Genomic DNA, 13,661 nt, shown 5'->3' with positions numbered 1-13,661 from the left:
GAAGATCCCGTGCGAGCGATGAGTTTCGCCGGGCCCCGCCGTCTACCTCTCGAAGGCGCTCGAACACGGCGCCACGGAGCACGTGAAGTGCCAGGACGGAAGAGTGGAACCGCCATGCCTCAGATGATCTTCGTGAACCTGCCGGTCAAGGACCTGGAGACGACGAAGGACTTCTTCGGGAAGCTCGGCTTCGGCTTCAACCCGCAGTTCAGCGACGAGACGACCGCGTGTCTGGTCATCAGTGACACGATTTTCGCCATGCTCATCAGCGAGCCGCGCTTCAAGGACTTCACCAAGAAGGAGATCGCCGACGCGTCGAGGACGACGGAGGTCCTCCTCGCCCTGAGCGCGGACAGCCGGGCCGAGGTCGACCGGCTGGCCGACGCCGCACTCGCCGCCGGCGGTTCGCCCGCCAACGAGCCCATGGACATGGGCTTCATGTACGGCCGCTCCTTCCAGGACCCCGACCACCACATCTGGGAGGTCGTGTGGATGGACCCGGCGGCGGTCGAGAGCGGCGGCCAGGCCTGATGACCGCGGGGACGGCCGCACGGCGCCGGTACCGGCACCGCGCGGCCCATGTCCCGCTCAGCGGCGGAACGGCCCCGTGACCTCGTACGTGATGCCGCCGGAGGAGCTCCCGCTCGTCCCGCGCTGAGAGGAGAAGTAGAGGCGGGTGCCGTCCGGGGAGAAGGCGGGACCGGTGATCTCGGAGCCGGACTGCCCGCTGATCCGCAGGAACGGGGCGACGGTGTCGTCCGGGGTGATCAGGCAGATCTCCATGTTCCCGCCGTCCTCGGCGACGTACAGGTCGCCCGAGGCGGACCGGGTGACGTTGTCCACGCCGGTCAGCGGGGCGCCGCCGGTGACCAGCGAGTCGTCGTAGGCGAGCGAGATGCTGGACGTGTTCGCGTCGTACGCCCACACCCGGTTGTCGCCCTTGGTGGTGAACCAGCAGGTGCCCGCCGCGTAGAAGCAGCCCTCGCCGCCGTTGAAGACCTTCGCGCCGGAGACCTGGTAGCGGGTCAGGGTGGGTGAACCGTCCGGGTCCGGGACCGTCGCCCAGGTCACCGGGCCCGAGGTGCCGGAGCCCGCCACCAGGACCTGGAGGGTGCCGGAGGACAGGTTGCCCCACGTCGTGGGGCGGAAGCGGTAGAAGCGGCCGTCCGTCTCGTCCTCGGTGAGGTACACGTACCCGTGGTCGGGGTCGGCCGCCGCCGCCTCGTGCTTGAAGCGGCCGAGGGCGGGCCGCTGGACGGCCGCGTTCACCCCCCAGGGGTCCGTCTCGTAGACGAATCCGCGGCTGACCTCCTCGCAGGACAGCCAGGTCTTCCACGGAGTGCTGCCGCCCGCGCAGTTGTTGTTGGTGCCGGACAGGATCCGGTAGGCGGAGGTGACCGTTCCGGAGGAGTTGAAGCGCACCGCGCTCGCCCCACCGCCGCTGCCCGAGGAGACCTCGGCGTTGGAGACGTAGATCCAGCCGCTGCCGTCGGCGTACGTGGCACCTCCGTCGGGTGCGCTGTGCCAGGTGTACGAGGTGCCGGGGACGGCCTGTCCCGAACGGGCGACGATTCTGCTGGTGAAGCCGCTCGGCAGCAGGATGCCGTTGCCGTTGGCGGCCTGCAGCGCGCCGTAGGGGCCGGCGCCCGGCTGGGCGGGGTCGGCGAAGGCGGCACCCCGCCACAGGGTGCCGCCGAAGGCCGCCGCCGAGCCGCCGATCACCGCAGTGCGCAAGAAGGTCCGACGTTCCACGATCACTCCACGGGTGACGTGAGGGCCCGCCGGTCCGGTCGGCCCGGCGGGTCGAACGTCAGGACAGTAGAGGTGCGCAGTTGACGGGGTGTCAACAGGTGGTGAACGGAGCGCGATCAGTCCGCGCGGACCGCGAAGACCGGCACGGTGACCTCGTCGTCGTCCAGGCAGGCGCCCGTCTCCAGGTCGAAGCGCTGCTTCAGCAGCGGCGACGCCACGAACGGCCGTCCGCCGGCCGAGCCGACCAGGCCCCGGGAGAGGACGTACGCCCCCGTGAACGGGTCACGGTTGTCGATCGCGTACGCCCGCCCCGCCCGGTCCACGAACAGGGCGACCTGCCGGCCGTCCGGGAGGAGGGCCGCCACACCGCGCCCCGGGGTCAGCAGCTCGCGGTCGCAGACCGTGAGCCACCCGTCCCCGTCCGCGAGCTGGATCGTCCGGGTGTCCCGCGCCGTTTCCATCATCTGGGTCGTCATCAGGAGGGAGTCCCTTCGAGGGTACGGATGGCGAGCACGGGGCCCGCGAGGATGTCCAGGTCGGGCTTGACCTGGTCGCGCTCGGGGACGAACTTGACCGAGGGGTCGGGTGCGTCGGGGGCGTTGACGAAGGTCACGAAACGGCGCAGCCGCTCCGGGTCGTTGATGGTCTCGGCCCACTCGTCGCGGTAGCCGCGGACGTGGTCGGCCATCAGCCGCTCCAGCTCGTCGCACAGCCCCAGCGAGTCGTGGACGACGACGTCCCGCACGTGGTCCAGACCGCCCTCGATCCGGTCCAGCCAGGTCGAGGTGCGCTCCAGGCGGTCCGCCGTACGGATGTAGAACATCAGGAACCGGTCGATGAGGCGGACCAGTTCGGCGTCGGACAGGTCCTGGGCCAGCAGGTCCGCGTGGCGCGGTGTGGCGCCGCCGTTGCCGCCGACGTACAGGTTCCAGCCCTGGGCGGTCGCGATGATGCCGAAGTCCTTGCCGCGGGCCTCCGCACACTCGCGGGCGCAGCCGGAGACCGCCGACTTCAGCTTGTGCGGGGAACGCAGACCCCGGTAGCGAAGCTCCAGGTCGATCGCCATCTTCACCGAGTCCTGCACGCCGTAGCGGCACCAGGTCTGCCCCACACAGGACTTCACCGTGCGCAACGACTTCCCGTAGGCGTGCCCCGACTCGAAGCCGGCGTCCACCAGCCGGGTCCAGATCAGCGGCAGCTGGTCGACGCGGGCGCCGAACAGATCGATCCGCTGACCACCGGTGATCTTCGTGTAGAGGCCGAAGTCCCGGGCCACCTCACCGATCACGATCAGCTTCTCCGGGGTGATCTCACCGCCCGGGATGCGCGGCACGATCGAGTAGGAGCCGTTGCGCTGGAGGTTGGCGAGGAAGTGGTCGTTGGTGTCCTGGAGGGCCGCCTGCTCGCCGTCCAGGACGTAGCCGCTCGCGCCGACCGTCGGCGCCAGCGAGGCGATGATCGAACCGACCGTCGGCTTGCAGACCTCGCAGCCGTCCCCGCCCCTGGCCGCGTCGCGGCCGTGCGAGTCCAGCAGGCCGGCGTACGAGGTGACGCCCAGGGTGCGGACGATCTCGTACAGCTCGGTGCGGGTGTACGCGAAGCAGCCGCACAGCCCCTGGTCCTCGGGCTGCGGCAGCAGCTGCCCGATGACCTTGACACAGCTTCCGCAGCCCGTGCCCGCCTTGGTGCACTTCTTCACCTCGGGCAGTGTGGTGTGCTCGCAGATCGCGCCCTTGGTCACGTTGTGGCAGGAGCAGATCACGGCCTCGTCGGGCAGCGAGGACGGGCCGAGCGTGACCGGGCCGCCCGCACCGGCCGGCAGCACCAGCTGCTCCGGGGCGACCGGCAGGACCGTGCCGGTCATCGGCCGCAGGGTGCCGTACTGGTCGGCGTCCCCGATCAGGACACCGCCGAGCAGTGTGCCGTCCTGCCCGATCACCAGCTTCTTGTACACACCCGAGCGGGAGTCCGCGTAGACCACGTCGAGGCAGCCCTCGGCCGCGCCGTGCGCGTCGCCGAACGAGGCGACGTCCACCCCGAGCAGCTTCAGCTTCGTCGAGAGGTCGGCGCCGGTGAAGGAGGCCGCGTTGCCCGCGATCACCTCCGCCACCGCCACCGCCATCTCGTAACCGGGCGCCACCAGCCCGTAGACCCGGCCGTCCGCGGCGAGCGCGCACTCGCCGATGGCGAAGACGTCGCTGTCGGAGGTGCGGCACTCCTCGTCGACGACGATGCCGCCGCGCGGGCCGACCGCCAGGCCGCAGTCACGGGCCAGCTGGTCCCGGGGGCGTACGCCGGCGGAGAAGACGACGAGGTCGGTGGCGAGCGAGGAGCCGTCGGAGAGCGCCATGCCGTTGACCCGGCCGTCCTCGCCCGCGGTGACCTCCTGGGTGCCGACGCCCGTGTGGACGGAGAGGCCCATGTTCTCGATGGTGCGCAGCAGCGCGGCCCCGCCGCCCTCGTCGACCTGGACGGGCATCAGCCGGGGTGCGAACTCCACGACGTGCGTGCTGAGTCCGAGGCCCTTCAGCGCGCCCGCGGCCTCCAGGCCGAGCAGCCCGCCGCCGACCACCGCGCCGGTCGTCGCGGTCTTCGCGTACTCCTCGATCGCGAGCAGGTCCTCGATGGTGCGGTAGACGAAGCAGCCCTCCGCGTCCTTGCCGGGAACGGGCGGCACGAACGGGTACGAGCCGGTCGCCAGCACCAGCGTGTCGTACGAGAACGTCTGCCCGGAGCGTGCGGTGACCGTGCGCGCCTCGCGGTCGACGCTCTCCGCCGGGTCGCCCACGTGCAGCTCTATTCCGTGCCGTGCCATGAAGTCCGGCTCGACGAGCGAGAGGTCCTCCGGCGTCCTCCCGGCGAAGTACGAGGTCAGCTGCACCCGGTCGTAGGCGGGGCGGGGCTCCTCGCAGAGCACGACGACCCGGGCGGTGCCCGCGGCGGCCGTCAGCCCGCGGTCGGCGAGTGCTTCCAGGAACCTCTGGCCGACCATGCCGTGCCCGACGACCACGATCGTCGGCACGCCCGCGGTGGGGGCGGTCGGGGGAGTGGACACCGGCATCAGAAGCCTCCGTCGTTGGTGAGCAGGTGGAGCAGGGACATGTCGGCGGGGAGGGGCTCGTCGTCCTGCCAGGTCCGGGCGAGGGTGCCGACCGCGGCGAGATCGCCGAACAGCACCCCGCCGGCCAGCCGGTCGCCCCGGACGACGACCGTGCGGTACGCACCCCGGGTGGCGTCGGCCAGCCGGATCACGTCGTCGCCGGGCAGCGGGCGGGACTCACCGAAGGCGGCCAGGTCGAGACCGCCGGGGGCACCGGCACCGGCGGCGACGGGGACGGCGGCGGGGGAGCGCAGGGTGAGCCGGGTCAGGGCCCGGGTGCCGCCGTAGCGCGGGGACCCTCCGGCCAGTACCCCGGCCAGCACGTCCGCCTGTTCCAGCGCGGCGCCGGCCAGCCCGTACACGGTGCCGCGGTGCTCCGCGCAGTCGCCGACCGCGTGGATGTACGGGTCCGAGGTGCGCAGTTCGTCGTCGACGACGACGCCTTTGCGGACCTCGAGCCCGGCAGCCTGAGCCAGACCCGTCCTGGGGCGCACCCCGCAGGCCAGCACCGTGATCTCGGCCTCCAGTTCGTAGCCGTCGGCCAGCTCCACGGCGCGCACCGCGGGGGTGGCGCCGTCGGTGCAGCGCAGACCGCGCACCCGGCACTCGGTGTGCACCTCGACACCCAGGGCCTCCAGGTGGCGGCGCAGCAACCCGGCCGCCTCGGCGTCCAGCTGCCGCTCCATGAGGTGCTCGCCCTGCTGGGCCAGCACCACCTGGGCGCCGCACTCGGCCAGCGCGCGGGCCGCGGAGACCCCGAGGAGCCCGCCACCGATGACGACGGCGCGTACGCCGGGGCGTACGGCCGCCCGCAGGGCCAGGCAGTCGTCGAGGGTGCGGAACGGATGCACTCCGTCCGGCAGCGTGCGGCCGATCCCCCGCAGCGGCGGCAGCACCGGGTTGGATCCGGTGGCCAGCACCAGGCGCTCGTACCCGATGACGCTGCCGTCGTCGCAGTGCACCAGCCGGTCGGACCGGTCGATCCGCACGACCCGCACCCCGCGCCGCACGTCGGCGGGAGGCAGGGCGATGACGTCCGGCTCGTACCGTCCGGCGAGCACCTCGGCGAGCAGCACCCTGTTGTACGGTGCGTGCTCCTCCTCGCCGATGACGGTGACACCGGGGACCCGGGCGGCGAGCCGCGCGCCCGCCATCCCGGCGCCGATCACCACCACACGCGCCGTGTTCCCGCTCTGTGTCCTCATGCCAATGAGACTGCGGGGCCGGTGTTACCCGACCGCATCCCTCCTGTTTCCCGGGAGGAACCTTGCGCTCAGCGCGTGCGGACGACCTCTGTGAGGGCCGGGCAACTGGTTGGACGGGGCACCTATTGCTTGCCTAAGGTCGCGGACATGCCCGAGATGACGCTGACCACCCTCGTCCTGCTCTGCCTTGCCGCCGCGGCGGCCGGCTGGATCGACGCGGTGGTGGGCGGCGGAGGTCTCCTCCTGCTGCCCGCTCTGCTGCTCGGACTGCCGAACGTCCCCGCCGCCCACATTCTCGGCACCAACAAGGCGGTCGCCATCGTCGGCACCGCGGGGGCCGCCGTGACCTATGTGCGCAGGGCGCCGGTCCAGGTGGGGACCGCCGTGCGGATCGGGCTCATGGCACTGGCCGGGTCGATGACGGGCGCCTTCTTCGCCGCGGGGATCAGCAGCGACGTGCTGCGTCCGGTGATCATGGTGGTGCTGCTCGGAGTGGCGGCCTTCGTCCTGCTGCGGCCGTCCTTCGGCACGGCGGCCGCCGGCGACGGGACGGGGAAGAAGGCCACCCGGGCCCGCACCGTCACCGCGATCGTGCTGGTCGGCGGCGGCATCGGCTTCTACGACGGGCTGTTCGGGCCGGGTACGGGCACCTTCCTGGTGCTGGCGCTGACCGCCGTGCTGCACCTCGACCTGGTGACGGCGTCCGCCACCGCGAAGATCGTGAACGTCTGCACCAACGCCGGTGCGCTGGCCATGTTCGCCTACCAGGGCACCGTGCTGTGGCAGCTGGGCGCGCTGATGGCCGTATTCAATCTCGCGGGCGCCCTGTTCGGGGCGCGCATGGCGCTCAGGAAGGGCAGCGGCTTCGTCCGGGGGGTCCTGCTGGTCGTGGTGTTCTCGCTCGTCGCCAAGCTCGGCTTCGACCAGTGGACCGCCTGATCACCGCACGCCGGTGAGGTGGGCGTACGCCACCACGTTGCCCAGGTAGCCGGTCTCCCGCGAGAAGCCTCCGCCGCAGGTGATCAGCCGCAGCGAGGCGTGCGCCGTGGGGCCGTAGACCCGGCGGTCGGGGAAGTCCTCGTTTTCGTACACCTCGACCGCGTCGACCGCGAAGACCGCGGTGCGGCCGTCCCTGCGGTCGATCTCGACCCGGGCGCCCTTCTTCAGGGACCCGAGCGAGTAGAAGACGGCCGGCCCCTCGGCGTCGTCGACGTGGCCGGCGACGATGGCGGTGCCCCGCGTTCCGGGCGGGGTGCCGTTCTCGAACCACCCGGCGAGGTTGCGGTTCTCCGCCGGCGGGACACCGAGGCTGCCGTCCGCGTTCAGGCCCAGGCCCGTCAGGGGGGCGTCCACACGGATGCCCGGGATGCGGACCCTGACCGGATCGGAAGGGCCCAGCGGTCCGGCGACCGGCGAACCGGTGCGCGGCTCGGGACCGGCTGCGAAGGCCTCGGCGGTGGACGGCTGCGGGGCGGCGGTCCGGGGAACCGCCCCGTTCTGGACGAGCCAGACGCCGCACAGCGCGGCGACGCCCACCAGCCATGCCCGGGACCTCAGGGTCGTCCTGTCCACGTGGTCGTCCTCGCCGTGCCGTCGTCAGCCGTCCTGCGCGCCGTCCGTGCGACGCCGGCGCAGGAGCCAGGCGCCGCCCACGGCCGCCGCGCCGAGGATCCCGGCGCCCGTCGCGAGCTGTGCGGTGCCGGGGCCGGCGCTGCCGCCGACACCGGTCCCGACGTGCCCGGAGGGGCGTTCGGGCCAGGTCCCGGTCGGCGGTGCGGGCGGCTTCAAGGGCTCGGGCTTCGTTCCGGGCGGCCTCGTCCCGGGCGGCGGCTTCACGGGCTCGGGCCGCGGGCTCGCCCCCGGCCTCGTCCCCGCGCCGAGCTTCGCCTCCGACAGCTCTTCCTCCGCGCCGGGCTCCGGCTCCAGGTCCGACAGCTCCGCCTCCGCGTCGAGCTCCGCCTCCGCGTCGAGCTCCGCCTCCGGCAGCTCTTCCTCCGTCAGTCCGGTCTCCGTCGGTTCCGTCTCCGTGAGCGCGGTTCCGAAGAGCTCGCTCTCCGCCGGCTCCGTGTCCGCCCCCAGCTCCGTCCCCGGCTTCGGGTCGGTCTCTGCTGCGGCCCCGGTCGCAGGACGCGTCCCCGGACTCGTCAGGGAGGCCGGCCAGGCGTGCGACTCCGGCCTCGTCACCGCCCCCTCGGCGTACGCGGACGGCGTGGTGGCGAGACCGAGCGCGACGGCGGTGAGGGCCGCGGCGGCGGTGCCGGTCACGAGGCGGGCAGGGCTGCGCATGGGAATCCTCCGGGCAGACGGATGTGTCCTGCCTCCGAGACAACGCCCGTCGCCCGCCCGTCGCATGCTGACGCATGGTCAGCTTTCACCCGTACGGGCCTCCGCCGCGCCTTCGCTCCAGCGGCCCGGTGCAGGTCGCGGCGGTGACGCCGGTTGTCCGGCCCACCCGGTGCCGATCGGGTGACACCCCGCGCCTGCAGTGTGATGCACATCACATGCATGGTCCGGCGGAGGCCGGGAACACGCTCCACACCCCCCACGGGACGGCAGCCCCCCGCCGCCCCCACGGCAACCGCCCCCACCGGCCCACCCCCCCCCCGGGACCGGTGGGGGCGGTGTCATGCCCCGGGGTTTCGCGCTGCCCGGCCTCCTGCGCCGCGGTGTGTGCCGTCCGGCGACGTCATGTCCCGCCCGTGGCGGACCACGCGATGTCCGGCGGGCGCACGCGGGCGCACCGCGGCAGCCCCCGGTCGTCCGTCAGGCGCAGCCGGGCGGTGAGGTGCCCGGTCAGGACGGCGGTCTCCAGGACGTCACGGGGGACATCGGCGATCATGAGTTTGGCCCGCCGGAACATCGTGAAGGTTCCGGCCCCGTCCACCGTCCCCCAGGACAGATAGACGAAGCGGCCACCGAGCCTGTTCTGGATGTAGGGTCCCGAGACCTCGATGCCGTCCTCGGCGGGCACGGCGGTGCAGTCCAGGGTCCAGGCGGCCGACGGGGCATCGCCGGGGTGCGGGCCGAGCAGCTCGTCGAGTCGGTCCTTGCGCTGCACGCCCACGTGGATGTTGTCGTATCCGGCGAAGTCGGTGCCGGGCCGGCAGGTGCGGCCCGGGAGGTCTGAGGCCTCGATGTGGATCTGCATGACCCCATGGTGCTGCACCCGGCCCGGGGCCGGATCCTCCGGTGGGCCGGGCTCAGACGGTGTCCGGGGGGACGTCGTCGTACACCAGCCCGAGGTGCTTCATCAGCTCCACGTCGACCTCGAAGGACGTGTCGTCGATCCGGTGCACCGGCGCGATGCCCTGCGAGTTGGTGACGAACGCCGCCCGGTACGCGCTGAGCCCGTCCAGGGTCACCGGCCGCCGCACCGACGGCCGGCCCGTACGCGCCAGTCCGCTCTCCAGCAGCGCCATGGTGATGCCCGTGAGCGCGGGGGCGTCCGGCCAGACCACCGAAGCGCCGTCCCAGAAGCCGATGTTGGTGATCGCCCCCTCGGTCACCACGCCGCCGGGCGCGGTCAGCAGCGCCTCGTCGAAGCCCGAACGCCCGGCCAGCAGGCCGTAATAGGTCTGCCCGAACTCGCCGGGACGCTTGATGTGCGGCACGGTGCGCGTGTAGGGGACGGACATCAGGCTCTTCGGGGCCGTGGACATCCGCGCGGGCCCCCGCACCGTCACCATCGGTGTCGTCACCGTGTCCCCCGGCGGCAGGAAGCCGTGCACCCGGACCGACGCGTCCCGGGCCCCGGCGCCGTCGAGCGCGTGCCCGATCAGCCCGCGCACGTACTCCCCGTCCAGGGGCTGGTCGAACAGCTCCCGGCTCGCGGCGTCCAGCCGGTCCAGATGCAGACCGAGGCCGCGCACGCCACGACCCCTGACCTGCATCGCCGTGAAGTGGCCGTAGCCGGTGAAGGCCGGGATCCGCAGATCCTCGGCGGTGGCCGGACGGCCGTCGATCTCGACGTACGGGGCGGGCGCGGCGGAGGTCATGCGCCCACGGTAGAGCGTGCCGTGTGCCGGGCACGGCGGGCCCGGCCTCCACCGCACTTGACCTCAACCGCGCTTGAGGCGTGAGTCTTCGGTGCATGGACCTCACCCCAGCTGTTCCCGCCCCGTCCGACGCCCCGCTGAAGGTGGCCGCCATCCTCGGCAGCAACCGCGAGGGCCGCTTCGGCCCCGTCGTGGCCAGGTGGTTCCTCGCCCGGGCCGCCGGCCACCCGGACCTCGACGTCGAGCTGGTCGACGTCGCCGACGCGGAGCCCCCGTCCGGCCGGCTCGCCCGGGCCGACGCCTTCGTCGTGCTCACCCCCGAGTACAACCACTCGTACCCGGCCCCGCTGAAGGAGCTCATCGACGGTCACTTCGCCGAATGGCAGGCCAAGCCCGTCGCGTTCGTCTCGTACGGCGGGATCTCCGGCGGCCTGCGGGCCGTCGAACACCTGCGCCAGGTCTTCGCCGAGCTGCACGCCGTCTCCGTCCGCGACACCGTCTCCTTCCACAACGCGGGCGCCCTCTTCGACGACCGCGGCCGGCTCGGCGACCCGGCGGCCGCCGAAGCCGCGGTCAAGACGATGCTCGATCAGCTGGTCTGGTGGGGGCGGGCGCTCCGCGAGGCCAGGAATCTGCGTCCGTACAGCGGCTGACCCGGCCCGGACCGACAATCGGAGAGCCGCCCGCACCGACGCACCGACGAACCGACGCACCGACGAACCGACGAGACCGACGAACCGACGAACCCATGAGACCGAGGAGGCCGGAGATGACAGAACCGGCATGGCTGACCGTACTGACCACGACGGACAGTGAGGAGAAGGCCCACACCCTGGCCCAGGGCGCGGTGGAGGCCCGGCTCGCCGCCTGCGCCCAGATCTCCGCGCCCGTCACCTCCGTCTACCGGTGGCACAACGCCATCGAGACCAGCCAGGAGTGGCAGGTGCTGTTCAAGACCACCGCCCGGCGGTACGACGAGCTGGAGGCCCACCTCGTCGCGGCGCACGACTACGACACCCCGGAGATCATGGCCACACCGATCGTCCGGGGCAGCGCCCGCTACCTCGGCTGGGTGACGGCGGAGACGGCGGCAGCGGCCGCCCTGTGACCGGCTCCGGACTGCCGTTCTTCGTGTACGGCACGCTGCTCCCCGGCCGGCACAACCACGACCGGTTCCTCCGGGGCCGCACGAGCGGGGAACGCCCGGCCGTGCTGCCCGGGGCCCTCCTGTACGAGGGCCCCGGATACCCGTACGCCATCGAGGGGCACGGCACGGTCCACGGCGCACTCGTCACGGCCGCGCCGGGATCGTACGCGGAACTGCTCGGCATCCTGGACGACCTGGAGGAGTACCTGGGCCCGGACCACCCGCGCAACCTGTACGAGCGGGTGGTCCGCCGGGCCGTACCGGTGAACGGGCCGGGATCCGGCGAACCCGTCCGCGCCTGGGTCTACTTCGCGGCCGCCGCCGTCACCCGCTCCCTGCGCACCGGCGGCACCCCCGTCCCCGGCGGGAACTGGCTCACCCGGCCGCCTCCACCCGCACCGCGCACACCTTGAACTCCGGCATCCGCGACACCGGGTCCAGGGCCGGGTTCGTCAGGGTGTTGGCCCGGCCCTCGCCCGGCCAGTGGAACGGCATGAACACGGTGTCCTGACGGATCGCGACGGTGATCCGGGCGGGCGCCACCGCCCGGCCACGCCGAGAGGTGACCGCGACCGCGTCGCCCTCGGCCACCCCGATCCGCTCGGCCAGCCGCGGATGGAGCTCCACGAAGGGGCCCGGCGCGGCGGCGTTCAGCTCGTCCACCCGGCGCGTCTGCGCCCCGGACTGGTACTGGGACACGACCCGGCCCGTCGTCAGCACCACCGGGTACGCGGCATCCGTCTCCTCCGCCGCCGGCCGGTGGACGACCGGGACGAACCGTGCCAGCCCGTCGTCCGTCGCGAAGCGCTCCAGGAACAGCCGTGGCGTCCCGGCGTGCTCCTCGTCCGGGCAGGGCCAGAACACCCCGTCCTCCTCCGCGATCCTGGCGTAGGTGATGCCCGCGTAGTCGGCCGGACCGCCGGCCGAGGCCCGCCGCAGCTCGTCGAAGACCTCCTCCGGGTCGGCCGGGAACCCCTTCCCGTGCCCCAGGAGCCCGGCCAGCGCGTGCAGCACCTCCAGGTCGCTGCGCACCCCGGGCGGCGGAGTGACCGCCTGCTGCCGCAGCAGCACCCGGCCCTCCAGATTGGTCATGGTCCCGGTCTCCTCGGCCCACTGGGTGACCGGCAGCACCACGTCCGCCAGCGCCGCCGTCTCCGACAGCACCACGTCCGCGACCGCCAGGAAGTCCAGCGACCGCAGCCGCTCCTCGATGTGCCCGGCGCGCGGCGCGGACACGACCGGGTTGGACGCCATCACCAGCAGCGACCTCACGTCGCGCCCCAGCGCGTCCAGCAGCTCGTACGCGCTGCGCCCCGGCCCCGGCAGCGAATCCGGGTCCACGCCCCAGACCCCCGCCACATGGCGCCGGGCCGCCGGGTCGGTGAGCTTGCGGTAGCCGGGCAGCTGATCGGCCTTCTGGCCGTGCTCCCGGCCGCCCTGGCCGTTGCCCTGCCCGGTCAGGCAGCCGTACCCGGACAGGGGACGCCCCGCCCGGCCGGTGGCCAGGCAGAAGTTGATCCACGCACCGACCGTGTCCGTGCCCTTGGCCTGCTGCTCCGGCCCGCGCGCGGTGAGCACCATCCCGCTCCCCGCCCCGCAGAACATCTCCACGGCCTCGCGCAGCTGCGGCACGGGCACCCCGGTGATGCGCTCCACCAGCTCCGGCCAGTGCGCCATGGCCCCGGCCCTTGCCTCGTCCCAGCCGCTCGTCCGGGTGCGCACGAACTCCTCGTCCACCCGCCCCTCCGCCACGACGAGATGCAGCATGCCGAGTGCGAGGGCCAGATCCGTGCCCGGCCGGGGCGCCAGGTGCAGATCGGCCTGCTCCGCCGTCCTGGTCCGGCGCGGATCGATGACGATCAGCCGCCCGCCGTTCTCGCGCAGCTCGGTCAGATAGCGCAGCGCGGGCGGCATCGTCTCCGCGAGGTTCGAGCCGACCAGGATCACGCACCCCGTCCGGGGGATGTCCTCCAGCGGGAACGGCAGCCCACGGTCGAGCCCGAACGCCCGCTGGTGCGCGGCGGCCGCCGAGGACATGCAGAAGCGGCCGTTGTAGTCGATCTGCGAGGTGCCGAGCACCACCCGGGCGAACTTCCCCAGCGCGTACGCCTTCTCGTTGGTCAGCCCGCCGCCGCCGAACACGCCCACGGCGTCCGCGCCGTGCTCGGCCCGGGTGCCGCCCAGTCCCTCGGCGATCCGCTCCAGGGCCTCGTCCCAGCCGGCCGGCTCCAGCTCCCCGCTCGCCGCGCCGCGCACGAGGGGTCCGGTCAGCCGGACACCGGCGGAGAGCACGGCGGGAGCGGTGCGCCCCTTACCGCACAGGGCCCCCCGGTTGACGGGGAAGTCGGTGCGCTCCACGACCTCGACCACCGTGCCGTCGGTGACCGGTCGCAGCTTCATCCCGCACTGCAGCGCGCAGTACGGGCAGTGGGTGGACGTCTCGGTGCGGGCCATGCTCCCAG

14 protein-coding genes are annotated in these 13,661 nt (G+C 73.0%); 5 read left to right on the top strand and 9 right to left on the bottom strand.

Going from position 1 to position 13,661, the window contains the following annotated elements:
• The first annotated feature begins 114 nt into the window (after window positions 1–114).
• Window positions 115–531, top strand: a complete 417-nt coding sequence (locus tag OG927_RS10440; RefSeq protein ID WP_056785264.1) for a VOC family protein — start codon at window positions 115–117, stop codon at window positions 529–531.
• Window positions 532–588: 57 nt separating this feature from the next.
• On the opposite strand, the gene OG927_RS10435 is transcribed toward OG927_RS10440, so the two are convergent.
• The 4 genes from OG927_RS10435 to OG927_RS10420 form a co-directional block, all read right to left on the bottom strand.
• Complete coding sequence (locus OG927_RS10435) at window positions 589–1,752, bottom strand: alkaline phosphatase PhoX (RefSeq protein ID WP_056785983.1); 1,164 nt, start codon at window positions 1,750–1,752, stop codon at window positions 589–591.
• Between the two features lie 116 nt (window positions 1,753–1,868).
• Window positions 1,869–2,228 carry a nitrite reductase small subunit NirD gene (gene nirD, locus OG927_RS10430; RefSeq protein WP_056785260.1) on the bottom strand — a complete coding sequence of 120 codons (360 nt, stop codon included), beginning with the start codon at window positions 2,226–2,228 and terminating at the stop codon, window positions 1,869–1,871.
• Complete coding sequence (gene nirB, locus OG927_RS10425) at window positions 2,228–4,813, bottom strand: nitrite reductase large subunit NirB (protein ID WP_330320047.1); 2,586 nt, start codon at window positions 4,811–4,813, stop codon at window positions 2,228–2,230. Before nirB ends, nirD begins: the two co-directional genes overlap by 1 nt.
• Window positions 4,813–6,057 carry an NAD(P)/FAD-dependent oxidoreductase gene (locus OG927_RS10420; RefSeq protein ID WP_056785250.1) on the bottom strand — a complete coding sequence of 415 codons (1,245 nt, stop codon included), beginning with the start codon at window positions 6,055–6,057 and terminating at the stop codon, window positions 4,813–4,815. Before OG927_RS10420 ends, nirB begins: the two co-directional genes overlap by 1 nt.
• A gap of 147 nt (window positions 6,058–6,204) precedes the next feature.
• Between OG927_RS10420 and OG927_RS10415 the strand changes: the two genes are divergently transcribed.
• Window positions 6,205–6,996, top strand: a complete 792-nt coding sequence (locus tag OG927_RS10415; RefSeq protein ID WP_056785246.1) for a sulfite exporter TauE/SafE family protein — start codon at window positions 6,205–6,207, stop codon at window positions 6,994–6,996.
• Here OG927_RS10415 and OG927_RS10410 read toward each other — a convergent pair whose 3' ends face one another.
• From OG927_RS10410 to OG927_RS10395, 4 genes are all read right to left on the bottom strand, one after another.
• Complete coding sequence (locus OG927_RS10410; protein ID WP_330320046.1) at window positions 6,997–7,629, bottom strand: class F sortase; 633 nt, start codon at window positions 7,627–7,629, stop codon at window positions 6,997–6,999. It lies immediately after the preceding gene.
• Window positions 7,630–7,653: 24 nt separating this feature from the next.
• Complete coding sequence (locus OG927_RS10405; protein ID WP_056785239.1) at window positions 7,654–8,343, bottom strand: hypothetical protein; 690 nt, start codon at window positions 8,341–8,343, stop codon at window positions 7,654–7,656.
• 400 nt (window positions 8,344–8,743) lie between these two features.
• Window positions 8,744–9,205, bottom strand: a complete 462-nt coding sequence (locus OG927_RS10400; protein ID WP_056785236.1) for a DUF5990 family protein — start codon at window positions 9,203–9,205, stop codon at window positions 8,744–8,746.
• Window positions 9,206–9,257: 52 nt separating this feature from the next.
• Window positions 9,258–10,052 (bottom strand): aminotransferase class IV family protein, encoded by a 795-nt coding sequence (locus tag OG927_RS10395; protein WP_056785233.1) that lies wholly within the window; start codon window positions 10,050–10,052, stop codon window positions 9,258–9,260.
• Window positions 10,053–10,147: 95 nt separating this feature from the next.
• On the opposite strand from OG927_RS10395, the gene OG927_RS10390 reads away from it, so the two are divergent.
• From OG927_RS10390 to OG927_RS10380, 3 genes are all read left to right on the top strand, one after another.
• Window positions 10,148–10,705, top strand: a complete 558-nt coding sequence (locus tag OG927_RS10390) for an NADPH-dependent FMN reductase (protein WP_056785228.1) — start codon at window positions 10,148–10,150, stop codon at window positions 10,703–10,705.
• A 116-nt stretch (window positions 10,706–10,821) separates the two neighbouring features.
• The gene (cutA, locus tag OG927_RS10385) at window positions 10,822–11,160 is read left to right on the top strand and encodes a divalent-cation tolerance protein CutA (RefSeq protein WP_056785225.1); all 339 of its coding nucleotides are present in this window, start codon (window positions 10,822–10,824) and stop codon (window positions 11,158–11,160) included.
• Window positions 11,157–11,612 (top strand): gamma-glutamylcyclotransferase family protein, encoded by a 456-nt coding sequence (locus OG927_RS10380; RefSeq protein WP_056785222.1) that lies wholly within the window; start codon window positions 11,157–11,159, stop codon window positions 11,610–11,612. Before cutA ends, OG927_RS10380 begins: the two co-directional genes overlap by 4 nt.
• Here the strand turns inward: OG927_RS10380 and OG927_RS10375 are convergent.
• Window positions 11,575–13,653, bottom strand: coding sequence for a molybdopterin oxidoreductase family protein (locus OG927_RS10375; RefSeq protein ID WP_056785219.1), 2,079 nt, complete (start codon window positions 13,651–13,653; stop codon window positions 11,575–11,577). The genes OG927_RS10380 and OG927_RS10375 overlap by 38 nt on opposite strands.
• Between the last annotated feature and the right edge of the window lie 8 nt (window positions 13,654–13,661).

Origin of the sequence: Streptomyces clavifer, from assembly GCF_036345975.1 — a bacterium.
GTDB lineage: Bacteria > Actinomycetota > Actinomycetes > Streptomycetales > Streptomycetaceae > Streptomyces > Streptomyces clavifer.
Note: the sequence above shows the minus strand (reverse complement) of the source record. Positions and strands in the feature narration are given on the sequence as shown.